Raw genomic sequence first — 25112 nt, 5'->3', positions numbered from 1 at the left:
GTGAGTGATCCTGAATGGATCTTAAAAACATTAAACATCCATCGGAAATTAAAGACTTATCAGTAGAAGAGTTACAACAGTTAAGTGAAGAGATACGTTCGTTTTTAATCGAGAACTTATCAAAGACAGGTGGACACTTAGGACCTAACCTTGGTGTGATTGAATTAACTTTAGCTTTACATCAATCATTTGATAGTCCGAAAGATAAATTCATATGGGATGTAGGACATCAAGCTTATGTGCATAAAATGCTTACTGGGCGAACAAAAGACTTTGATACGTTGAGACAATATCAAGGGTTGTGTGGCTTTCCTAAGATGAACGAAAGTGAACATGATGTTTGGGAGACAGGGCATAGCTCGACTTCTTTATCAGCAGCTATGGGAATGGCGATTGCTCGTGATGTTAAGAAAGAAGACAATTACGTCGTACCTATTATTGGTGACGGTGCATTAACAGGTGGGATGGCATTAGAAGCATTAAACCATATTGGCCATGAACAAAAAGATATGATTGTCATATTAAACGACAACGAGATGTCTATTGCGCCCAATGTCGGTGCTTTACATAACGTATTAGGACGTTTGAGAAGCGGCCAACGTTATAACTGGATTAAAGAAGAGTTAGAAGTATTATTAAAGAAAATCCCTTCAGTTGGAGGAAAGATTGCTAATACTGCTGAACGCATTAAAGATAGTATGAAGTATTTAGTTGTACCTGGCATGTTTTTCGAAGAATTAGGTTTCACATATTATGGTCCAGTTGATGGCCATGATTATGATGACTTATTTAAATCGATTGACTATGCGAAACGAACTGAAGGGCCGATTCTAATTCATGTCTTAACAACGAAAGGTAAAGGTTACCATCCGGCAGAAAACGATAAAATTGGAACATGGCATGGTGTTGGACCTTACAAAATCGAATCTGGTGAATCGGTGAAGAAAAGTTCAGGTGGTCAAGGATGGAGTAAAGTTGTTAGCGACACATTAATGCAAGTAGCTGAACACGATGAAAAAGTAGTGGCAATTACTCCAGCCATGACGGTGGGCAGCAAACTAGAAGACTTCAAATCGAAATTCCCTGACCGACTTTTTGATGTTGGAATTGCTGAACAACATGCTACGACTGTCGCTGGTGGCCTTGCAACTCAAGGGATGAAGCCGTTTTTATCAATATACTCGACTTTTTTACAAAGAGGTTTTGATCAAGTCGTTCATGACGTTTGCCGTCAAAATTTAAACGTAGCTTTTGGTATTGATCGTGCTGGATTGGTTGGCGCAGATGGAGAAACTCACCAAGGTGTGTTTGACATTTCATTTTTACGTCATTTACCAAACATGACCATTATGATGCCTAAAGACGCACAAGAGTGTCAAGATATGGTATATACGTCATTAAACCATCAAGATGGCCCAATTGCGGTTCGCTATCCACGAGGGAACGCTAAGGAACATCCTGTAGAAGGTCAATATGATATGGTGCCAATCGGGACTTGGGAAGTGCTGAAAGAAGGTCATGATCTTGTCATCTTAACTTTTGGTACGATGATTGAAAGAGCAATGGAAGCAGCGACGAATTTGGAAAACGAAGATATATCAGTTCGAGTCGTTAATGCTCGTTTTATCAAACCGTTAGATGCTAATATGTTAAGACAAATTTCAGAAGAACATTTACCGATTCTCACAGTCGAAGAGCATGCTCTTCAAGGAGGCTTCGGTAGTGCAGTTCTAGAATTTTTTGAAGAAGAAAAGGTAGCTTATCCGTTTATTTCAAGAATGGGTATACCTGATCGCTTCATTGAACACGGAAGTGTCGACGATTTATTAGAAGAAGTCGGTTTGACGGCTAAGAGTATTCAAAATGAAATAAAAGAAATCGTCCCGACAAAAGAGAAAAGGGCTTAAGTAAATATGAAAAAAGTACGCTTAGATACACTTTTAGTTGAACAAGGCTTTTTTGATTCAAGGGAAAAAGCCAAGCGTTCTATTATGGCTGGCTTAGTTCACACTGATCATGAACGTTTAGATAAGCCAGGAGTTAAAGTTGATCCGACTATTAATATTATAGTAAAAGGAAAAGCTGTCCCGTATGTTAGTCGGGGCGGCTTGAAGCTTGAGAAAGCGATTAACAGCTTTAAGATTGATTTTAGTGATCGATTAATTGTAGACATCGGTTCGTCAACAGGTGGTTTTACAGATTGTGCTTTACAGCATGGGGCAAAGGCCAGTTATGCAATTGATGTTGGTTATAACCAGCTTGATTGGAAACTGAGACAAGACGAACGTGTATATGTAATGGAACGTACTAACTTTCGCTACGTAACTAAAGATCATTTAGAGTTCGGGCTTCCAAATATGGCAGTAACAGATGTGTCTTTCATTTCATTAAAACTTATATTCCCTGTAATCCGTCAGATTTTAGAGCCTGATTCTGATATTGTGGCTTTAATAAAACCTCAATTCGAAGCAGGAAGAGAACAAGTGGGGAAAAAGGGGATTGTACGCGATAAAAGTGTACATACCGAAGTTGTTCACAACATTTTATCATTTGTTGAAAACGAAGGTTTTGTTATAGAAGGTCTTGATTATTCACCTATTACTGGTGGTGATGGCAATATTGAGTTTCTTTTACACGCTAAATGGTTAGATGACCAAGCAGCAGGGAACAAGTTGTCAAATGAAGAAATAGATCAAGTTATTAACAAAGCACACGAAGACTTTCATAAGTAAACGGGTCTGATGTTATATACTGAACTAAAAGATGGTGAAAAAATTGAAAAAAACACAACGTTTATTAAAGATTCGTGATTTAATTTACAAACACGATATTGAAACGCAAGATGAGTTAGTGCAAAAATTTCATGACCTAGACTATGATGTAACGCAAGCAACAATTTCTAGGGATATAAAAGAACTTCAATTAGTGAAAGTTCCAACTAATGACGGAAGCTATAAATACAGTTTACCTGGGGATACAAAAGTTAACCCAACTGAGAAATTGCAGAGAACTCTTTTAGAAAGTTTTGTTTCAATTGATCGTGCAGACCATTTCATAGTTCTAAAAACTGTACCAGGTAATGCCCAAGCTGTCGGTGTTTTAATTGATCAATTAGATTGGGAAGATATTATGGGGAGTATATGTGGAGATGATACATGCTTAATCATTTGTCGTACACCGTCACAAAGTGAAGCCATTTATGATGAATTTATGAAAATGCTCTAAGAATATGAGGTGTCTATTGTGTTAGCACAATTATCAATTAAGGATTTTGCAATCATTGATGAAATTTCACTATCTTTTAACGAAGGATTAACTGTATTAACAGGAGAAACTGGTGCAGGTAAATCGATTATTATCGATGCAATCCAGCTCTTAGCCGGTGCAAGAGCATCAGTTGAGTTTGTAAGACATAATGCTGATCAAGCATCAATTGAAGGATTATTTTTTATAGATGACCAACAGCATATAGCGTATAAAGTGTTGGAACAATTTGAAATACCAATTGATGAAGATGAGGGTAGTGTTGTCATAGAAAGGCGCATAACTTCTAAAGGGAAAAGTGTTTGTAAAGTTAATGGTAAGCTAATTACATTAGCAGTGTTAAAAGAATTAGGTGCACAATTAATTGATATACATAGCCAGCACGAGACACAATCTTTAATGAATCCAGAACGCCATATTGAACTTCTAGACTTTTTTGATCGTGATGGTCTAGATCAATCAAAAGAACATTACCATGAATTATATAATCATTTACAATCACTAAAGAAAAGATATGAGGAATTATCCAACAATGAGCAGGAAATTGCACAACGTATTGATTTGCTTAAGTTTCAACATAATGAATTGAGTGAAGCGCAATTACAACTTGGTGAAGATGATCAACTAGAAGAAGAGCGTAGTCAATTAATGAATTATGAGCGGATCTTTGAAGGGTTAAATACAACATATCAGTCATTATCGGCTGAGAATCATGCAATGGATTTCTTAGGGCATGCGATGTCTGCTCTAGAACAATTAGAAGATGTGGATAAGGACTTTGAAGAACTTTCTAAACAATTAAAAGCGAATTACTATTCTTTAGAAGAACTGTCGTTTGATTTACGAAACCGTTTAGATCAATTAGAATTTCAACCTAATCGTTTAGATGAAATTGAAACAAGGTTGTTTGAAATTAATCGATTAAAAAGAAAATACGGCAAAGATGTAAATGAATTGATGACACATATGGCTGAAATGGAAGAAGAATTAGAGCAACTCGAAAATAAAGATGGCCACTTGCAATCGCTCGAACATGAAATAAAAGAAGCTGAAAAGGATGCCTTAACAGAAGCGGAACATTTGCATAAGTTAAGAAAGGAAATCGCAGAAAAGCTAATCTCAGCAATTCAACATGAATTACAAGATCTATATTTAGAAAAGGCACAGTTTGATGTGGAATTTAACACGCATAAAGGTGAAGTTAATTGGCGTGATCGTCATGTGAAATTGCTAAAACAAGGCTTAGATGTTATTCAGTTTCTCATTACGACGAACCCTGGTGAACCAATGAAGCCACTTCATAAAGTCGCCTCAGGTGGAGAAATTTCACGTATCATGCTTGCCATAAAAAGCATTTTATCACAGCATCAAGGTATTACAAGCGTCATTTTTGATGAGGTTGATACTGGTGTAAGTGGTCGTGTAGCTCAAGCTATTGCCCAGAAGATTCACCGTATATCAAATGAGTCACAAGTTCTTTGTATAACTCATTTGCCTCAAGTTGCAGCGATGGCAGATCATCATTACTTAATTAAAAAAGATGTTTCAAATAATGGGTATACTAACACAAGTGTGCACCCATTATCAGCAAATGAAACTGTTGAAGAGGTCGGGCGCATGATTTCTGGACATGAAGTAACAGAAACGACAACAAATCATGCCAAAGAGTTAATTGAACAAGCAGAAGTGATGAAAGGTTAAACATACTTATTCGTATGTTTAACCTTTTTTTGATATATGTATTGGGTTTGTTAGTAATTATTTTATATACAATCAAAGTTAAGCTATTCAAGGAAATGATAAACTAAATTGCATTTACTTTTACCGTTTAAAAAGGGTGAAAAAAGCTCAAATTAACGTTAAAGCTTCAATTATAAAGAGAAATGAGGAGTGTACTTGATGAGCCGATCACGAATAACATTAAAAATCATTCTCCTTGTTTCGTTTGTTCTTCCATTCACATTAACATACCATGTAGCTGCTGAAACATTACAACCTGTTGAAGAAATAATCCCTGGAGGTCAATCCATTGGTGTTAAACTCCACACTTCTGGTGTTGTCGTAGTCGGTTTTAGTCCTGTCTCTACTGACGAGGGTAAAACCTCACCAGCTGAGGAATCAGGTGTTGAAATTGGTGATATTATTTTACAACTGAATCAACATAAAATTAACGATATGCAATCCTTCACCAAGTTAATTCAGAAATACGAAACTGAGCAAGAGCCGATTGAATTATTAATTAAAAGACAAGAGCATATATTCCCTTTAACGGTAAAGCCGCTTGCCGACGAAGGTGAAGATGTGTATAAGCTCGGTCTTTTTATAAGAGATGCAACTGCTGGTATTGGTACGATGACCTTTTATGATCCAGAATCTAAACGTTATGGGGCATTGGGGCATGTTATTACTGATCAGCAAACAAAGAAACCATTAGACATTTACAATGGTAAAATTGTGCCTTCAAAGATCACCTCGATTAACAAAGGGGAAAGCGGATCACCAGGTGAGAAGCGAGCACGTTTTTCTATGAATGAGACAAGTTTAGGTACGATTCAAAAAAATACGGACTATGGAATCTTCGGCAAATTGGAAGATGATTCATTATTTATGAATGACCATGTCGGTTTGCTACCTGTTGCTAAAGCTCATGAAGTAAAAGAAGGAAAAGCTAAAATATTGACAGTCGTAGAAGATGATACGATTGAGGAGTTCGAAATTGAAATTGTAAGTAGCGTACCTTCACAAAACCCAGAAACAAAAGGGATGGTTATACAAGTTACAGACGAGGACTTGTTGAAAGCATCTGGTGGAATTGTGCAAGGTATGAGCGGTAGCCCAATCATACAAGACGGTAAATTAATCGGTGCAGTAACACATGTATTTTTAAATGATCCAACAAGTGGTTATGGTGTGCATATAGAATGGATGTTAAATGAAGCAGGGTTAACAATAAAAGATGACGAAGAGATGAAAGATGCAAGCTAATTTCAAGCCCAGTACTAATTGAGTATTGGGCTTTTTTATGTCGAATTATAAGAGCCTTTGTTGAATACGTGCTTAAAGCTTATAAAAAATGAATATATCACAAAAAATCCAAAAATTTAAAAGGAGATTATGCTTATATGTCGAATTGGTTAATTGTGGGTCAAGCGGATATTTATTATAGGAGGGAATATTTATGGGAAAGATTAAATTAGGAATTGCTGATGATAATCGGGAATTAGTATCAATGTTAGAGGACCATTTTTCTGAAGAAGAAGAAATGGAAGTTGTAGGTACCGCTTACAACGGAAATGATTGCTTAACCATGGTTCAAGAACATCAACCTGACATTTTAATTTTGGATATTATTATGCCTCACATTGATGGCTTAGCTGTATTAGAAAAGCTTCGAAACTCGTCATTAGACAAGACACCTAAAGTGATTATGCTCACTGCTTTCGGACACGAATCCGTAACGAAAAAAGCTGTTGAATTAGGCGCTACATATTATATGTTGAAGCCTTTTGACTTAGACATGCTTAAAGACCAAGTATTAAACATTGCTGGTTCAAAGCAAGTATCACCTCTTAAACAAGGGTTTGTTGAAAGCAAACCACCAAAAGTAAACTTAGACGCTAACATTACATCAATTATTCATGAAGTTGGTGTTCCGGCCCATATTAAAGGTTATTTATATTTAAGAGAAGCAATTTCTATGGTATATCATGATATTGAATTATTAGGATCTATTACTAAAGTTTTATACCCAGATATCGCTAAAAAGTACAATACGACAGCTTCACGAGTTGAACGAGCGATTCGTCACGCGATTGAAGTTGCTTGGAATCGTGGAAATATTGATTCTCTATCAGCCATTTTCGGTTACACAGTAAGCGTTTCAAAAGCAAAACCAACCAATTCTGAATTCATTGCTATGATTGCAGATAAGCTGAGATTAGAACATAAAGTTGGATAAAGCAATAGAATCACTTTAGGGGTTAACATTTGTTAACTCCCTTTTTTTTTATTCTCGTTATGTTAAAATAATCATTGTTATAAAACAATTCAAATAGTGGTGATAATAATGAAAGTAGCAAAATTTGGAGGAAGCTCTGTCGCAGATAGTTCGATGCTTGGACAAGTGGCTAGTATTATCGAAGCTGATCAAGATCGTAAGTTTATTGTCGTATCAGCACCAGGAAAGCGATACGATGACGATGTTAAAGTAACAGATTTATTTATTCAATTAGGCGAGCAATATGACAGTGGGCAAAATTATGAGGAAACTTTATTTAAAATTTCTCAGCGATTTATGTCTATTACTGAAGAACTTGAATTATCAAAAGATATTGTTGCTCGAATTGAAAATGAATCAAGAAGGTTACTAAGAGAAACGACAAATACAACTCACTTAATGGATGCATTAAAGGCAATGGGTGAAGATTCATTAGCTCGAATCTTAAGTGCGTATCTTAACAAAAGAGGTACGAAAGCGACTTATGTAAACCCTAAAGATGCAGGAGTTATTGTCAGCTCAGACCCTAGTGGTGCCCAAATTTTAGAGAAGAGTTATGAGCAAATTCACCGTCTGAGAGAGCGTGAAGGTGTCGTTGTTATCCCAGGATTTTTCGGCTACACAGAAGCTGGTGTTTTAACAGCTTTCCCACGTGGTGGTTCTGATATTTCAGGTTCAATTATTGCTGCAGGTGTACAAGCTGAACTGTACGAGAACTTTACAGATGTGAGTTCAGTTTATTGTGTAAACCCGAAAATTGTAGATCGCCCTAAAGAAATTCATACATTAACTTACAAAGAAATGCGTGAATTATCTTATGCAGGTTTCTCAGTTTTTCATGATGAAGCATTAATCCCTGCATTCAAAAAGAATATTCCTGTATGTATTAAAAACACAAACGACCCTGACTGTCGTGGAACAATGATTGTTGCAAGTAAAAAAGACAACGGTCAACCTGTCGTTGGAATTGCAAGTGATACAGGGTTCTCAACGATTTATGTTCGCAAGTATTTAATGAACCGTGAAATTGGATTTGGCCAAAATTTATTAAGAATTCTTGCAGAAGAAAATATTTCGTTCGAGCACGCACCTTCTGGTATTGATGATATGTCTGTTATTATTCGTACAGAGGACTTAAAAGGCGATAAAGAAGAAACTTTAATGAACCGAATTAAAAATGAACTGCAAGTAGATACAGTAGATGTAACACATGGATTAGCGATGATTATGCTAGTAGGTGAAGGGATGAGTAATCGCTTAAACGTCGCATCGAAAGCAACGAAAGCATTTGCAGAGGCAGATGTTAATATTGATATGATCAACCAAGGTTCTTCAGAGGTTTCCATGATGTTTGGAATATATGAAGAGAACTTAAACGAAGCGATTAAATCATTATATCAAGAGTTTTTCTTAACTGAGTAAATAAAGAAACCATTACTAACGATTGTTGTTAGTAATGGTTTTTGTTTAGTACTTATTTTGTGTTCGATCGCGTTTTCGGTCGCGATGTAGTATGAAGCCACCAATAAACCCAATGCCTACAACAATTAAAATAATACCAGCGATTAACTGGATTAAAACATTATTGAAAAAAATTGCAGCAGCTTCTCCAAAAAAAGAATCACGAATTAATTTAATTCCATAGGCAGCTATAACTCCTGGTAGTACCATTATTAAAAGTGCAATTAACCTCATCATTGTTTTTCTCTCCTTATCCCTTTTGTAGTATATCAAAAATAGCTAAAAGAAAAAACGAAAAAAACTTGCATTAATGAAGCGCTTTCATTATCATGGAAGTATGCAAAAACTTGCAAATGTAGGTGTAAAACTATGCAAAATGTGTTAATTGTAGGAGTAGGACAAGGTGGCACAGCTATATTAAAGCTATTTGAGCAAATCGATATGATTAATGTGCAAGCTGTTGCAGACATTAATCAACATGCTCCTGGCCTTAAATTAGCTGGTAATAAATCAATCAATACGTATGAGTCATATATTGATGCTTTAAATGAACCAATTGATATAATCGTTGAAACAACAGGTAAGGAAGAAGTGTTTAATGACCTAAAGAAATATAAAACGAGGCGCTCGGTTTTAATACCTGGCACTGTAGCTCACGTTATTTATAACTTATTGAATGAAAAAGAATCACTACTAGATCAACTAAAAAAAGAGACAGATTCTCGTGACTTATTATTAAATTCGATTCATGACGGAATGATCGTTATCGATCTCGACCACAACATTACATATGTCAATGAAGCAGCAGAAAACATACTAAACCTTAATAGAGATGAAATGGTCGGACACTTAGTAACTGAGATCATCTCAGATTCTCACTTACCAAATGTTATGAAGACCCGTAAAAAAGAACTTAACCAACCGCTGAATTTGAGTAATGGTAAGCGTATTATTACAACTCGAATCCCACTTGTTACCGAGCAAGGTGAGCTATTAGGTGCTTTTGCTGTCTTTAAAGATATTACTGAAGTTGTAGAGTTAGCAGAAGAAATCACAGACTTAAAAAACATTCAAAATATGTTAGAAGCCATTATTCAGTCAAGTGAGGAAGCGATTTCGGTTGTTGATGAACATGGCGAAGGGTTATTAATTAACCCTGCCTACACAAAGATTACGGGATTGAAAGAGAGCGAGATCATCGGTAAACCAGCAACAGCTGATATATCTGAGGGTGAAAGTATGCACATGCAGGTACTTGAAACTAGAAGACCTGTAAGAGGTGCACGAATGAAAGTCGGTCCACTAAAACGAGATGTTTTAGTTAATGCTGCACCAATCTTAGTGGACGGTGTTCTAAAAGGTAGTGTCGCCATAATTCACGATTTGTCAGAGATTGAATCTTTAACATCTGAGTTAAAAAAAGCTCGCCAAATAATTCGGAATTTAGAAGCTAAGTACACATTTGATGATATAATTGCACAGTCGACTGAGATGAAATTGACGCTAGAACAGGCCAAAGTAGGTGCCAAAACACCTGTTACAGTTTTACTAAGAGGTGAATCAGGAACAGGAAAAGAGTTGATTGCCCATGCGATCCACAACGAAAGCAATCGTAAACATTATAAATTCATTCGAGTGAATTGTGCTTCGATGGAAGAGGAAGCACTAGAAAAAGCTTTGTTTGGTGACGAAACAGGTCCACCTGAAAAGCAAAAAGGTTTGTTTGAAGAGGCTAATAATGGATCGTTGTTTTTAGATGAAATTGGTGATTTATCAGTAGAACTTCAAGCAAGAGTACTACATGTTTTGGAAAATCAAGAAATCATAAGGGTTGGTGGCAGAAAACCAATCCCTGTTAACGTAAGGGTGATTTCAGCAACTAATGTTAATTTAGAACGTGCAATGATGGAAAAAGAGTTTCGAGAGGATTTGTTTTACCGACTAAATCGACTACCGATTATGATTGCGCCATTAAGAGAGCGAACTGATGATATAGATCCTTTAACACAACACTTAATTACAAAGCTTAATGAAGATTATGGTCGAAATGTAAGAGGAGTTAAAACAAAAGCTCTAGGTATACTTAAAGAGTATGACTTTCCTGGTAATGTAAGAGAGCTTGAAAATATACTTGGTCGCGCCATTATAAGTATGGGCCAAAATGAAAGTTACATTAATGAAAAACATTTACCAGCATTAAGGAAGCATTCATTTAAAGATTTAGATCTTTTTAAGGAACCAGAAAATAGTGAGGTTATTCCGTTACAAGATGCGCTTGATGAATTTGAAAAACAACTCATACTTGAGACACTAGAGAAGAATAATTATATTAAATCGAAAACAGCTAAACAGCTAAACATCTCATTACGTAATTTGTATTACAAAATGGAAAAGCACAATCTCGGAAAAGATGTACAAAGCTAAGCTAATAACTAGAATTAATACAACATGAAGGTGAGAGAAACAATGAACTTAGATCAACTCGTGAATGACCTCTGTCAAATGGAGGAGAAGAAAACAGTTGCTGTAGCAGAAGCAACTAATGTTGAAACGTTGAAAGCGATAAAGGAGGGGGTTGAACGCGATCTTGCGGCATTTAAGCTTTTTGGAAACATGGAACTAATCCGTGAGGCGGCTGATGAAATCGAATTAGACCTCGAACAAGAGAGAATTACGCTACACCACGCTACATCAGTTGAAAACGCTGTTGAAAAAGCAGTCATGTCAGTTTCAGAAGAACGATCGGATGTTTTAATGAAAGGGAATGTTGCAACGAAGATCGTCCTAAAAGCCGTTTTAAAGAAAAATTCAGGCTTAAGGAATGGAAGGATTTTATCACATGTCGCTTTATTTGAAATTCCTAACCGTGATGGTCTTTTATTTCTAACTGATGCTGGGATGAACATTGCACCTGATTTAGAAGAGAAGGTACAAATTATCCAAAATTCAGTAGATGTAGCGCATCGACTTGGGTATGATAACCCAAAGGTTGCACCATTAGCAGCGGTGGAAATTGTAAACCCAGCTATGCAAGCTTCTGTTGATGCAGCAGTATTATCTCAAATGCAAAAAAGAGGCCAGATTTCAGGCTGTACAGTCGATGGACCTTTAGCATTTGATAATGCAATTTCTCTAGAGTCAAAACAAGAAAAAAATATAAACTCAGATGTTGCTGGAAGCGCTGATATTTTAGTTTGTCCGTATATTGAAGTCGGTAACACGCTATACAAATCATTTACTTATTTCGCTAATGCAAGAGTGGCGGGAATTATTAGTGGAGCCAAAGCACCAATTGTTTTAACTTCACGTGCGGATACAGCTGAAAGTAAAATTTATTCTTTAGCGTTTGCTTTAACATCATCTTAATTTTAGGGAGGAATATGAAATGGAATTATTTACTTATATGGAAGAGTACGATTATGAGCAAGTAGTATTTTGCCAAGATAAAAACTCAGGTTTAAAAGCTATTATAGCTTTACATGACACAACGCTAGGACCAGCATTAGGTGGAACTAGAATGTGGACTTATGACTCAGAAGAGGAAGCAGTAATCGATGCTTTACGTCTAGCTAAAGGAATGACATATAAAAACGCAGCTGCTGGACTTAACTTAGGTGGCGGTAAGACTGTTATTATTGGCGATCCGAAAAAAGATAAAAACCCTGAGATGTTCAGAGCTTTCGGCCGTTACATTCAAGGACTGAACGGTCGCTATATTACTGCAGAAGATGTTGGTACAACAGAGCATGACATGGATTATATTTATATGGAAACAGATTACGTAACAGGTATTTCACCAGAGTTTGGATCTTCTGGTAACCCGTCACCAGCTACAGCTTATGGCATGTACCGTGGTATGAAAGCCGCTGCTAAAGAAGCTTTTGGTAATGATTCATTAGAAGGTAAGACTGTTGCAGTACAAGGTGTTGGTAATGTTGCTTACCATATGTGTAAACATCTACACGAAGAAGGAGCTAAGTTAATCGTTACAGACATTAATAAAGAGTCTGTTGATCGTGCTGTAGAAGATTTCGGAGCTCAAGCTGTGGACCCAGATGATATTTACACGGTTGATTGTGATATTTATGCACCATGTGCTTTAGGTGCTACTCTAAATGATGAAACGATTCCGAAGTTAAAAGCTAAAGCTATTGCTGGATCAGCAAATAACCAATTAGCAGAACACAGACATGGCGACATGCTGCATGAAGCTGGGATTGTGTATGCACCGGATTACGTTATTAACTCAGGTGGTGTCATTAATGTTGCTGATGAGTTAAATGGTTATAACAAAGAGCGTGCATTTAAGCAGATTGATACTATTTATGACAGCTTGAGTAAAATCTTTGAAATATCTAAACGTGATAGTATTTCCACACACATTGCTGCTGACCGTATGGCAGAAGAACGTATTGCAAGTGTTCGTCGTACAAGAAGTACTTTTTTACAAAACGAACATAGCATCATTTCAAGAAGAAAATAAATGGAGGCGTCATCAAGAATATGAACTACCGTGTTTTAGTTATTAACCCAGGTTCAACTTCAACAAAAATCGCCGTGTTTGAAAATGAACACTGTTTAATTGAGCGAACGATTCGTCATAAAACAGAAGAATTAGATACTTATTCAAATATTATTGAACAGTATCAATTTAGAAAAGACGTCATATTAGAAGCATTAGACTATGAAGGATTTAATATATCTAAATTAGATGCAGTTTGTGGACGAGGCGGCTTATTAAAACCGATTGAAGGCGGAACATATGAAGTTAACGAAGCGATGCTCCACGACTTGAAAGAAGGGTTTTACGGAGAGCATGCTTCTAATTTAGGCGGAATATTAGCATATGAAATAGCTAGTAATGTTAATGTTCCTTCTTATATCGTTGACCCTGTTGTCGTAGATGAACTTGAAGATATCGCAAGATTCTCGGGTGTTCCACAATTGCCCCGAAGAAGTATCTTTCATGCACTAAATCAAAAGGCAGTTGCACGACGAGCGGCAGAAGCTTTAGATAAACCATATGAAGATACACGATTAATCGTTTGTCATATGGGTGGTGGCATTACTGTCGGTGCCCATGAAAAGGGTAAAGTCGTTGATGTCAATAATGGTTTAAATGGAGAAGGACCATTTTCTCCTGAGCGAGCAGGAACAGTGCCTGCTGGTCAATTAGTTGATTTATGTTTCTCTTCGGTATATACGAAAGAGCAAATTCATAAAATGCTAGTTGGTAAAGGTGGTTTAGTGGCATACCTTGAAACGAATGATGCTAAAGAAGTAGAAGAACGAGTTGAACAAGGTGATGAGCAAGCGAAGGCTGTATATGAAGCCATGGCTTATCAAATAGCCAAAGAAATCGGGAGTATTAGTACAGTATTAAAAGGCAATATGGATGCTATTGTACTGACAGGCGGCTTAGCATATGGCGAAAGTTTTGTTAAAGAGATAACAGAACGCATCGATTGGATCGCAGACGTATTAACCTTCCCAGGTGAAAATGAGCTAGAAGCATTAGCAGAAGGCACGATTAGAGTGTTAAATGGTAAAGAGCAGCCTAAGCTTTATCGCTCAATGCCTAATAGAAAGGAGTTTTAATATGGCCAAAGAATACGATGTTGCCATACTCGGTGGCGGTACAGGTGGTTATGTCGCTGCCATCCGAGCAAGTCAACTTGGCTTAAAAGTTGCAATGGTTGAAAAGGGAGACCTAGGAGGAACATGCCTACATAGAGGATGCATTCCGTCAAAATCTTTATTAAGAAGTGCAGAAGTTTTTAAACAAACACAAGATGCATCAAGTTATGGTGTTGAAACAGAAAACACTAAGCTTAATTTCGTTAAAGTACAAGAACGAAAGCAACAAATTATTGATCAGCTACACCAAGGTGTTCAAGGATTAATGAAAAAAGGTAAAATCGACGTTTTTGAAGGTCACGGGCGTATTTTAGGACCTAGTATTTTCTCACCAACTGCTGGAACAATTTCAGTTGAAATGAACAACGGTGAAGAGAATGAAATGATTGTCCCTAAAAATGTAATTGTCGCAACTGGTTCGAAGCCGAAGACACTACCTGGCCTTGAAATCGATGGTGAAACAGTCATGACATCAGATGAAGCACTTCAAATGGATACGCTACCAAACTCTATTGTCATCGTTGGTGGTGGTGTAATCGGCATAGAGTGGGCTTCAATGTTAGCTGATTTTGGTGTTGATGTAACGGTAATCGAGTTTATGGATCGAATTTTGCCAACTGAAGATCACGATGTTGTTAAAGAAGCGGAAAAAGCACTTAAACAAAAAGGAATTAACATTGTGACAAGTGCTAAAGTGTTACCGGACACACTTGATCAGTCTGACGGTATTAAAGTAGAAGCTGAAATTAATGGTGAGAACCAAATGTTTGAAGCAGATCGTATGTTAGTTTCGGTTGGAAGAGCACCAATTGTTGATAATATCGGCTTAGAAAATACGGACATTGTTGTCGAAAATGGTGCTATTAAAGTAAATCAAAATTGCCAAACGAAAGAATCACATATATATGCAATTGGAGATGTTATAGGTGGCATGCAGTTGGCACACGTTGCATCTCATGAAGGTATATTAGCTGTTGAACATATCGCTAACGAAAACCCAGAGCCAATTAACTACAATCATGTAGCTTCTTGTATTTATTCTAACCCTGAAATGGCAAGTGTCGGATTGACAGAAGAGCAAGCGAAAGAACAAGGGTATAATGTTAAGATTGGCAAATTTCCATTCCAAGCTGTCGGTAAAGCGCTTGTACATGGTGAAAAAGAAGGATTTGCTAAAATTATCACGAATGAAGACAATGAGGATCTTTTAGGTGTTCACATGATTGGACCTCATGTTACAGATATGATTTCAGAAGCTGGTTTAGCGATGGTATTAGATGCTACAGCATGGGAGATCGGGGAAACGATTCACCCACATCCAACGTTATCTGAAGTGTTAGGGGAGGCAGCGTTAGCTGTTGATGGAAAACAGATTCATGGTTAATTAAAGGGAGGTATACTTATGGGTAAAGTAGAAAATCGTCACCAAGATTTAGGCTTATCAGATGATCAAGTGTTAGACATGTACCGCACGATGCTATTAGCACGAAAAATTGACCAAAGAATGTGGCTTTTAAACCGTGCAGGTAAAATTCCATTTGTTATTTCTTGTCAAGGTCAAGAAGCAGCACAAGTAGGAGCGAGTTATGCACTAAATCGTGATAAGGATTATGTAGCTCCTTATTACCGTGATTTAGGCGTTGTATTAGCTTTTGGTATGACGACAAAAGAGTTATTTTTAGCGGCATTCGCAAAAGCTGATGATCCAAACTCTGGTGGACGTCAGATGCCAGGACACTTTGGACAGAAGAAAAATAGAATTTTAACTGGTTCATCTCCAGTTACAACACAACTTCCACACGCTGTAGGAGTTGCTTTAGCAGCTAAAATGGAAGGTGAAGAAATTGCCTCATTAGTAACATTAGGTGAAGGTTCTTCTAACCAAGGGGATTTTCATGAAGGTTTAAACTTCGCGGGTGTTCATAAGTTACCAGTTATTACTATGGTAGAAAATAATAAGTACGCGATTTCTGTACCGTTAGAACGCCAAGTGGCAAGTAAATCAGTAGCAGATCGCGGTGTTGCGTATGGCATGCCAGGATATCAAGTTGACGGAAATGATCCGTTAGAAGTATACAAAGTCGTTAAAGAAGCGCATGAACGAGCGATGAATGGTGATGGACCAACTCTAGTTGAAGCAATGACTGAACGCTTAACAGCTCATTCAAGTGATGACAATGACAAAGCTTATCGTGATGAAGAAGAGTTAGAAGAAATGAAGAAGAAAGATAACTTAATTTCTTTTGCTCAATATTTAAGAGATGTTGGCGTATTAACAGAGGAAAAAGAAGAAGCGTTAAATAAAGAGTTAGATGATGAGATTAATAAGGCGACTGATGAAGCTGAAAACGCTCCGTATGCTGAACCAGAACACGCACTGAAGCATGTGTATGCTGAAGAGGGAGGGGAATAATTATGCCTGTAATGTCTTATATTCAATCTATAACAAAGGCAATGCAAGAGGAAATGGAACGTGATGATAAAGTATTTGTTCTTGGTGAAGACGTCGGTAAAAAAGGTGGCGTATTTAAAGCAACAGATGGTTTGCATGACCAATTTGGTGAAGCAAGAGTTCTAGATACACCACTGACAGAATCTGCGATTGCAGGTGTTGGTATTGGTGCTGCTATGTATGGTATGCGCCCAATTGCTGAAATGCAATTTGCCGATTTCATTATGCCAGCTGTTAACCAAATCATTTCCGAAGCAGCTCGTATCCGTTATCGTTCTAATAATGATTGGCACTGTCCAATGGTTATTCGCGCTCCTTATGGTGGTGGCGTTCACGGTGCATTATATCATTCACAATCAGTAGAAGCTGTGTTTGCTAATCAGCCAGGCTTGAAGATCGTAATGCCTTCAACTCCTTATGATGCTAAAGGATTACTTAAAGCGGCGATTCGTGACGAAGATCCTGTATTATTCTTTGAACATAAACGCGCTTACCGTTTAATTAAAGGTGAAGTACCAGAAGATGATTACGTATTACCAATCGGTAAAGCTGACGTTAAGCGTGAAGGTGATGATATTACAATCATTACTTACGGTTTATGCGTTCACTTTGCTTTAGAAGCAGCTGAAAAATTAGCAGAGGAAGGCATTTCAGCACATATTTTAGACTTACGTACAGTTTATCCGTTAGATCAAGAAGCGATTATTGAAGCGGCAAAGAAAACAGGTAAAGTACTTCTTGTAACTGAAGATAACAAAGAAGGAAGCATTATGAGTGAAGTATCTGCGATCATTTCGGAAAATTGTCTGTTTGATCTAGACTCTCCAGTTCAACGACTAGCTGGACCAGATGTGCCGTCTATGCCGTATGCACCAACAATGGAGAAATACTTCATGCTTAACCCTGATAAACTAGAGAAGGCAATGCGCGAATTAGCTGAATTTTAATTCGTTTATTTCGTAATAAAAGGAGGTAAACAGGAATGGCGGTCGAAAAAGTAACGATGCCTCAGTTAGGTGAGAGTGTAACTGAAGGTACGATTAGTTCATGGTTAGTACAAGTTGGCGATCAAGTCAATAAGTACGACCCAATTGCAGAAGTAATGACAGATAAAGTAAACGCTGAAGTCCCTTCTTCGTTCACAGGAACTATTAAAGAACTTGTCGCGCAAGAAGGAGACACTATAGAAGTCGGCGGTTTAATTTGTTATATGGAAACTGAAGGCGGTTCAAGTGAAGAATCAGGAGAACAACCTTCAACATCAACTGAAAAAGAGGAAAGCACGACTTCTAGTGAGCAGTCTGATGAAGACCAACCAATGAAAAAACGTTATTCACCAGCAGTTTTAAAACTTGCTCAAGAGAATGATATTGACCTAAATCAAGTGAACGGTTCAGGTAAAGGAGGCCGTATTACGCGTAAAGATCTAGAGAAAATCATTGAATCTGGTGAAATTCCACAAGCAGAAGAAGCACCAAAAGCAGAGTCTGCTCAATCAGAACAACCTGCTGCACCAGCTCAACAGGCACCTAAGGCTCCATCTAGTCAGCCTGCAGCAAGTGCACAACCAGGTGATGTGGAAATTCCGGTTTCTGGTGTGCGTAAAGCCATTGCGCAAAATATGGTTAAATCGAAGACTGAAATTCCACACGCATGGATGACAGTTGAAGTTGATGTTACGAACTTAGTTAAGTTCCGTGACAGTAAGAAAAATGAATTTAAACAACAAGAAGGTTACTCATTAACGTACTTTGCGTTTTTCGTAAAAGCTGTCGCACAAGCGTTAAAAGAATACCCTCAGCTAAACAGCATGTGGGCAGGGGATAAAATCATTCAAAAGAAAGATATTAATTTATCAATTGCTGTAGCTAGTGATGATCAATTATTTGTTCCTGTTATTAAACATGCTGATGATAAGAGCGTAAAGGGAATCGCAAAAGACGTCGTAGAACTTGCAACGAAAGCTCGTGATGGTAAATTAACAAATGATGATATGCAAGGTGGCACGTTCACAGTGAACAATACAGGTTCATTCGGTTCTGTTCAATCGATGGGTGTTATTAATCACCCACAAGCTGCCATTTTACAAGTTGAATCAATTGTGAAACGCCCTGTATACATTGATGGTATGTTTGCCCCACGTGATATGGTGAACTTATGTCTATCATTAGACCACCGTGTTCTAGATGGTTTAATTTGCGGTAACTTCTTACAGCGTGTTAAAGAAATTTTAGAGAACATGTCTGAAGAAAATACTTCTATTTACTAATAAAATAGAATAAAAGCTGCCTTGTCATCAAAATTTATGATGGTTCAAGGCAGCTTTTTCATTACATGTCACTGCAGACAATTTGAAACATGTCAGAAATGTTGATATGATTAGTTATGGTAATATTAAATAAAAGGAGCCATGCGCCATGGATTTTAACATTTATATGCAAGATTTCGTCAATCAAGCAAGAACAGAAATAACAGATGCAGGCTACGAAGAGTTAACAACACCTGAAGAAGTCGATCAGGCATTAACTCGTAAAGGTACTACTTTAGTTGCCGTTAACTCAATTTGTGGTTGTGCTGGTGGAGTTGCGCGTCCAGCTGCAGCTAACGCCGTTCATTATGATTATCGTCCAGATCATTTAGTAACAGTATTCGCTGGTCAAGATCGTGAAGCAACAGAGCAAGCAAGAAGTTATTTTGAAGGTTTCCCACCATCTTCACCATCATTTGCACTAATGAAAGATGGGAAGATCGTAACAATGATTGAACGTCACGAAGTCGAAAGCTCAACACCAGTAGAAGTTGTACAACAACTACAAAAACTATTCGACGAACATTGTGAAGAATATTAATAGTAATTAAGGTGGTCTATTGTACCACCTTTTTTTATGTTTTAAAGATTATAAAGCGATTGATGCGGGTAAATTATGGTATATTAAACATACATAATAGAGGAAAAGAGGAAGAGGATCAAACATGTTCAAAGTAGGGTCTAGAACGATTAAAACTGCGATAGGTGCGCCTGTATCCATTCTTATTGCTCAAGCGTTGCAACTAGATAATGCTATTTCAGCTGCGATATTAACGATTCTATGTATTCAAGTTACAAGGCAACGTTCGCTACAAACAGCTTGGTATCGTTTTTACGCTTGTTTAATAGGAATTATTGTTGCTGGGTTGCTTTTTGAACTGATTGCATACAACCCGCTAGTAATCGGACTCATTTTAATAATTTTTATTCCAATTACGGTTAAGCTTGGCATTACTGAAGGGATTATTACAAGTACCGTCATCATTTTACACTTATATGGTGAAGGGGCCCTTTCTGTTTCAATCGTTATGAATGAAATTGTATTATTAACGGTTGGGTTAGGTGTGGCGCTAATCTTGAATATGTATATGCCTAGCTTAGATTCTGAACTGGAGAAAATAAGAGATGAATTAGAAGACAACTTCTCAAAAATCTTGCGAGAGATTGCTAATTATTTGAAGACTGGTGAGTATTATTGGTCTGGGCATGAGATTACTGAGACAGCTCGTCTAATAGAAGAAGCAAATGAACTAGCTTCTCGAGATGTCGAAAATCATTTGTTAAGAAGGCATCACCCTTTTTATCATTACTTTCATATGCGAGAGAAACAATTTGATATTTTAGAGCGTATGCTCCCGTTAATAAGCCGTATTGATGCTACAGAAGATGAGTATAATTATATCGGTGAGTTATTTCAAGATTTGGCAGACCATGTTCACCCAGGTAATACAGCAGTAAAATATTTAGAGAAGTTAAACCAAATTAGAAAGAAATTTAATAAAGAAAAGTTACCTGATGACCTCGAAACGTTTGAGGAAAGAGCTAACCTTTATTTGCTACTTAATGAAATTGAACAATATTTAATTTTGAAGCGATCCTATAAAAAAAGTGATATATAACAAGACCAAGCCTTGTGCTTGGTTTTTTTATGTATTTCCACACGAAAGAGCCACCAATATATGGTAGCTTAAGCGTTTATATGCATCTTTCACTTCGTATAGCGGTTTGCATAACTGCTCGCAACAAACGCTTCAGGTTTAATTTTAGGTTCTGCACCTAATGATTCAATGCGAGCAACCATTTCATTTATGAACATACTCGTCTTATTTCGTTTACCTGCACCAATATCAATGTGGCCTTCCATGGTAAAACTCGCTCCATGGTCAACATGTGGTAAAACAATTTCATACATGGCATCCTTGCGTTCTTGAGTGAACATCGAAAAGACATCCTCTGATAAGGACGTTTCATAAGAGATTTTTTGATGCAAATTCGTAATTTTCTCGGTAACTCTTACTTTTCGTAAGCATGCCCAAACGCCTTTGCCTTCATTTTGAATAACAATTCCGGTAATGAAAGTCGTATGGTTTTTATGAACTTGTGAATCTGTCCCAATCATTAACTTAAAATTCCCCCTCGGATCGCGGCGGATAAAGTGTAAAATATGATCAAATACCTGTTCAAAGGTCATGTTTTTTTCTTTTAAGTTTTTAAATGTGTAGTTAAACACTTTATACTGTAACATGACAACCCTCCATTTTTCGTTTTCAAAATGTTGTCTAATATTATTATATAGTTTATGTTATTTTATTATTAATATGGACAAATTGGTTGGGCTTAATCGTTGACATTAAGAGATCTACTAGTTACAAACCAAGAGGGATTTGTTGAGGACTTGGACCACGAGTAAATAAAAATTATTGAGCATCGAATGATATTCAATGCTCAATATTTATACCCTTATTTGTTTAACATACGATTTAATGCTTCTGTTGCAAAATGACTAATATCATCTTCCACAATAATCGGGTTGACAGGTTTATTGTTGACGAGTGAATCTAAGCACCAAGCTAAGTGAGGTAGATCAATTCGGTTCATCGTTAAGCATGGGCACATATGTGGGTTTAATGAGATGATATGTTTGTCAGGATTCTCTTTAATTAGTCGTTTGACTAAGTTCATTTCAGTACCGATCGCCCATTCACTTCCTGAAGGTGCATTTTCAATCGTTTCAATAATGTGACGAGTTGAACCTGCATCATCAGATAATGCAACAACTTCTCTTGTACATTCAGGATGGACGATAATATTCATGTTAGGATGTTTCACTCTTACTTCTTTAATATTAGGTACCGTAAAGTTTTCGTGTACTGAACAATGCCCCTTCCATAAAATGACCTTCAAATCATCTAAGTCACCATCATAATGAAGCTTCTCCATAATTGGATCCCATACGGCCATTTGTTCCAGTGGAATGCCTAAGTCATAGGCTGTGTTTCTACCTAAATGTTGATCTGGCAAAAACAGTATTCTTTCTTTTTGTGTAAAGGCCCACTGCATCATTTTTTTAGCATTAGATGAAGTGATGGTGGCACCACCATTTTTACCGACAAACGATTTAATAGCTGCAGTAGAGTTGACGTAAGTAATCGGAATCATTGTGTCTCCAACTAATTGGGATAATCTATCCCAAGCGATTTCAGTTTGATTAATATTCGCCATATCCGCCATTGAGCAACCTGCTCGCATGTCTGGTAAATAGACGTGTTGGTTATTGTTCGTTAAAATGTCAGCCGTTTCAGCCATGAAGTGAACACCACAAAAGACGATATGCTTTGCTGTTGTATGAGCTGATTTTTGTGCTAACTCTAATGAGTCGCCTCTAGCATCAGCAAATGCAATGACTTCATCTTTTTGATAGTGGTGGCCAGGTATAAATAGTTCATCACCTAATTGTTCTTTAGCATTCATAATGATTCGTTCCAGCTGTTCGTCGTCCATTTGTTTATATTGCTCAGGAATCTTTGAAACGGACTGCTCTAACTGTTGTAATAAAGACATCATGACACACGCTCCTTTTCAAAATGATGATTCGCACTAAAATCTAAAGCTTCAATTTGGTGGGTTAAGCATCCCATTGAGATGACATCAACGTTTAAATCACGGTACTTCGGTAGGTCTTTAATATTGATTCCACCTGATAATTCAGTCGTAATGTCACGCGGAATGAGTTGAATGAGTTTGTATAGTTGGTCTAGATCTACGTTATCGAGCATAATAACATCGACATTGGCTTCAACAGCATCAAGGACGTGCTGTTCATGCTCAGCTTCAACTTCGATTTTGACCATATGACCGACGTTTTTACGAACGCGGTTTACCGCTTCTTTTATCGACCCTGCAAAAGCAATGTGGTTATCTTTGATCATCACAGCATCATCGAGCCGCAAGCGGTGGTTAATGCCACCGCCTACTCTTACAGCATATTTTTCTAACAGGCGTAGACCTGGTGTTGTTTTTCGTGTATCTGATATTTTGGTGTGGTCGGAATCTAGTGTTGTGACAGCTCTGTTCGTCTTCGTTGCAATGCCTGATAATCGTTGAATTAGATTTAATACGACGCGTTCACCTTTTAATAAACTTGGTACAGGACCATGTATGTGGGCAATGTCTTGTGTTGATTCAATTTGTTCACCATCTCGGACGTGTAGTTTGACGTCGACGTTATCATCTAATAAGTTATAGGCCGTTTTAATAATCTTTTCCCCGCAAAAAATTCCCGTTTCTTTCGCTTGAATGGTAAGTGTTCCAACATCTTTTTCATTGAAGATGTGATCTGTTGTTATATCTAAATCGCCAAAGTCCTCAATGAAAAAAGCTTTTAACATTTCTTCTAGCTTAAACTTGTTCAACATATTCCCTACTTTCTGTAGTATTTATTGAAGAAACATCCTCAGCCATTTGGTGACAACCAAGACTGTCATGCCGTTTTAATGCTGATTGTGTTATTAAATAAGCCATTTGATAAGCGATAAAATTATTAAAGGATTCGAGATCTAAATTGGTTTGTAGTTTAGATTGGAGTGACGACTGTAACCAATTAAGTTGAATCGTCAACTGCTCTCGCCTCCTTACAATACCAACGTTTTTCATCATAGACTTTTGTAAGTGTTTTAAGTTAGGAAGCTTAGGTATTGTAAGATTTGAACTTGGAGCTATTGGTTCAGGTTTCTGTGCTTTAGGTTGTTTATTTAAATGACTGGCAAGTTCATGACCCATCACGAGACCTTCTAATAAAGAATTACTTGCTAATCGATTGGCTCCATGTAAACGTGTATTAGCTACTTCACCGATACAATACAAGTTTTGAACGTTTGTCTCTCCCTTAATGTCTGTTTCGACACCTCCAATCATGAAATGAGCACCAGGTGTAACTGGAATTAACCCGTCATGTAGGTCAATGCTATACTTGGTGCACAATTGACTGATGGATGGAAAACGATTTTGGAATTGATTGATCTGTTTAATAGATAAATAGATTTCATCACCTTTTAATCGATGGTTGTATATAGTTTGTGCAACGATATGGCGTGGTGCCAAATCTTTAAATGGATGGACACCTTCCATAATCGGAATCCCATTTTGATTTATTAAAGTGGCACCTTCACCACGTACAGCTTCTGAAATTAATCCATAAGTGTTACTATTCATGTATAGAAGGGTGGGGTGGAATTGTATGAACTCTAAGTCAGATATTTTAGCACCTGCTTGTTGAGCTAATACAACGCCGTCACCTAATGCCATTGGGTGATTCGATGTATATTGGTAGAGTGCTCCACATCCTCCTGTTGCTAAAACAGTGTATTTTGCATGAACTAATTGTTTCTTTCCTTTTGCATCGACAAATGCAGCGCCACAACATTTTTGCTGGATATGGTCCATTAATAATTCATAGACAAAACTATTTTCATAAATCGTGACTTGTTCACTTAATTGGTTCGTTAGTGACTCAGTCAGGTGCTTTCCTGTAGCATCACCACCTGCGTGAACGATTCTACGATGCTGGTGAGCTCCTTCTTTTCCAAGAATGAGCTTATGACCGATTTGATCGAACGTCATCCCTTGATCGATTAGTTCATGAACGACCCTCGGTGCCATCTTTGTGATGTATTTCACAACTGAGGGCAAATTATAATACTCTCCTGCTTTTAACGTATCAAAAGCATGACTTAACACATCATCAGATTGATCAATTGCTGCAGCGACTCCACCTTGTGCTAAGTAGGAGTTGCTATCATTGATCTTTCCTTTTGTAATAATCGTCACGTTATACTGAGAGTCTAACTTAGTGGCTAATTGAAGGGCGGCAATTCCGCTTCCTATTATAAGGATGTCTGTATTCACTGTTTTACACCTCTGAAATTACACCTGTCTTGACACCTATATTTACATATTATTAAATAAATAGCAAGAGTATTGATTAAATTTTAGGG

The 25112-nt window shown here is 37.3% G+C and carries 21 protein-coding genes and 1 pseudogene; 17 read left to right on the top strand and 5 right to left on the bottom strand.

Going from position 1 to position 25112, the window contains the following annotated elements:
• The first annotated feature begins 14 nt into the window (after positions 1–14).
• The 7 genes and pseudogenes from dxs (at position 15) to J2R98_RS03835 (ending at position 8683) form a co-directional block, all read left to right on the top strand.
• Positions 15–1907, top strand: a complete 1893-nt coding sequence (dxs, locus tag J2R98_RS03865) for a 1-deoxy-D-xylulose-5-phosphate synthase (RefSeq protein WP_307066294.1) — start codon at positions 15–17, stop codon at positions 1905–1907.
• A 6-nt stretch (positions 1908–1913) separates the two neighbouring features.
• Positions 1914–2732: a TlyA family RNA methyltransferase gene (locus tag J2R98_RS03860; protein WP_307066292.1), complete on the top strand. Its 819-nt coding sequence runs from the start codon at positions 1914–1916 to the stop codon at positions 2730–2732.
• Between the two features lie 43 nt (positions 2733–2775).
• On the top strand, positions 2776–3225 hold the full coding sequence (ahrC, locus tag J2R98_RS03855; protein ID WP_307066290.1) for a transcriptional regulator AhrC/ArgR: 450 nt from the start codon (positions 2776–2778) through the stop codon (positions 3223–3225).
• A gap of 18 nt (positions 3226–3243) precedes the next feature.
• Positions 3244–4965: a DNA repair protein RecN gene (gene recN, locus J2R98_RS03850; protein ID WP_307066288.1), complete on the top strand. Its 1722-nt coding sequence runs from the start codon at positions 3244–3246 to the stop codon at positions 4963–4965.
• A gap of 300 nt (positions 4966–5265) precedes the next feature.
• A pseudogene (gene spoIVB / locus J2R98_RS03845) lies at positions 5266–6249 on the top strand (SpoIVB peptidase); the annotation flags it as partial.
• A gap of 193 nt (positions 6250–6442) precedes the next feature.
• Complete coding sequence (gene spo0A, locus J2R98_RS03840) at positions 6443–7222, top strand: sporulation transcription factor Spo0A (protein ID WP_307066284.1); 780 nt, start codon at positions 6443–6445, stop codon at positions 7220–7222.
• A 108-nt stretch (positions 7223–7330) separates the two neighbouring features.
• Entirely contained in the window at positions 7331–8683 is a 1353-nt protein-coding gene (locus J2R98_RS03835) for an aspartate kinase (RefSeq protein ID WP_307066282.1), read from the top strand.
• A 45-nt stretch (positions 8684–8728) separates the two neighbouring features.
• Here J2R98_RS03835 and J2R98_RS03830 read toward each other — a convergent pair whose 3' ends face one another.
• Positions 8729–8959, bottom strand: a complete 231-nt coding sequence (locus J2R98_RS03830; RefSeq protein WP_307066280.1) for a DUF2627 domain-containing protein — start codon at positions 8957–8959, stop codon at positions 8729–8731.
• Positions 8960–9091: 132 nt separating this feature from the next.
• Here J2R98_RS03830 and J2R98_RS03825 point away from each other — a divergent pair, with 132 nt between their 5' ends.
• From J2R98_RS03825 to J2R98_RS03780, 10 genes are all read left to right on the top strand, one after another.
• Entirely contained in the window at positions 9092–11146 is a 2055-nt protein-coding gene (locus J2R98_RS03825; protein WP_307066278.1) for a sigma 54-interacting transcriptional regulator, read from the top strand.
• A gap of 24 nt (positions 11147–11170) precedes the next feature.
• On the top strand, positions 11171–12088 hold the full coding sequence (gene yqiS, locus J2R98_RS03820) for a phosphate butyryltransferase (RefSeq protein WP_370871928.1): 918 nt from the start codon (positions 11171–11173) through the stop codon (positions 12086–12088).
• Between the two features lie 19 nt (positions 12089–12107).
• On the top strand, positions 12108–13205 hold the full coding sequence (locus tag J2R98_RS03815) for a Glu/Leu/Phe/Val family dehydrogenase (RefSeq protein WP_307066273.1): 1098 nt from the start codon (positions 12108–12110) through the stop codon (positions 13203–13205).
• Positions 13206–13225: 20 nt separating this feature from the next.
• Positions 13226–14320, top strand: a complete 1095-nt coding sequence (gene buk, locus J2R98_RS03810; protein WP_370871927.1) for a butyrate kinase — start codon at positions 13226–13228, stop codon at positions 14318–14320.
• 1 nt (position 14321) lies between these two features.
• Positions 14322–15743 carry a dihydrolipoyl dehydrogenase gene (gene lpdA, locus J2R98_RS03805; RefSeq protein WP_307066271.1) on the top strand — a complete coding sequence of 474 codons (1422 nt, stop codon included), beginning with the start codon at positions 14322–14324 and terminating at the stop codon, positions 15741–15743.
• 18 nt (positions 15744–15761) lie between these two features.
• Complete coding sequence (locus J2R98_RS03800) at positions 15762–16772, top strand: thiamine pyrophosphate-dependent dehydrogenase E1 component subunit alpha (RefSeq protein WP_307066269.1); 1011 nt, start codon at positions 15762–15764, stop codon at positions 16770–16772.
• Between the two features lie 2 nt (positions 16773–16774).
• Complete coding sequence (locus tag J2R98_RS03795) at positions 16775–17758, top strand: alpha-ketoacid dehydrogenase subunit beta (RefSeq protein WP_307066267.1); 984 nt, start codon at positions 16775–16777, stop codon at positions 17756–17758.
• Between the two features lie 35 nt (positions 17759–17793).
• The gene (locus J2R98_RS03790) at positions 17794–19080 is read left to right on the top strand and encodes a dihydrolipoamide acetyltransferase family protein (RefSeq protein ID WP_307066265.1); all 1287 of its coding nucleotides are present in this window, start codon (positions 17794–17796) and stop codon (positions 19078–19080) included.
• 148 nt (positions 19081–19228) lie between these two features.
• Entirely contained in the window at positions 19229–19660 is a 432-nt protein-coding gene (locus J2R98_RS03785) for a BrxA/BrxB family bacilliredoxin (protein ID WP_307066263.1), read from the top strand.
• Between the two features lie 124 nt (positions 19661–19784).
• Positions 19785–20738: an aromatic acid exporter family protein gene (locus tag J2R98_RS03780; RefSeq protein ID WP_307066260.1), complete on the top strand. Its 954-nt coding sequence runs from the start codon at positions 19785–19787 to the stop codon at positions 20736–20738.
• 89 nt (positions 20739–20827) lie between these two features.
• Here the strand turns inward: J2R98_RS03780 and J2R98_RS03775 are convergent, their stop codons facing one another.
• From J2R98_RS03775 to nadB, 4 genes are all read right to left on the bottom strand, one after another.
• A complete protein-coding gene (locus J2R98_RS03775) occupies positions 20828–21364 on the bottom strand; it encodes a ribonuclease H-like YkuK family protein (RefSeq protein WP_307066258.1) in 537 nt (178 codons plus the stop codon).
• A 215-nt stretch (positions 21365–21579) separates the two neighbouring features.
• The gene (gene nadA / locus J2R98_RS03770; RefSeq protein WP_307066919.1) at positions 21580–22680 is read right to left on the bottom strand and encodes a quinolinate synthase NadA; all 1101 of its coding nucleotides are present in this window, start codon (positions 22678–22680) and stop codon (positions 21580–21582) included.
• Positions 22680–23531, bottom strand: a complete 852-nt coding sequence (gene nadC / locus J2R98_RS03765; RefSeq protein ID WP_307066255.1) for a carboxylating nicotinate-nucleotide diphosphorylase — start codon at positions 23529–23531, stop codon at positions 22680–22682. Before nadC ends, nadA begins: the two co-directional genes overlap by 1 nt.
• Entirely contained in the window at positions 23518–25023 is a 1506-nt protein-coding gene (gene nadB, locus J2R98_RS03760) for an L-aspartate oxidase (RefSeq protein ID WP_307066253.1), read from the bottom strand. Before nadB ends, nadC begins: the two co-directional genes overlap by 14 nt.
• Positions 25024–25112: the final 89 nt, after the last annotated feature.

Origin of the sequence: Alkalibacillus filiformis, from assembly GCF_030814115.1 — a bacterium.
Classification (GTDB): Bacteria; Bacillota; Bacilli; order Bacillales; family Alkalibacillaceae; genus Alkalibacillus; species Alkalibacillus filiformis.
This window is presented reverse-complemented; position numbering and strand designations above follow the sequence as displayed.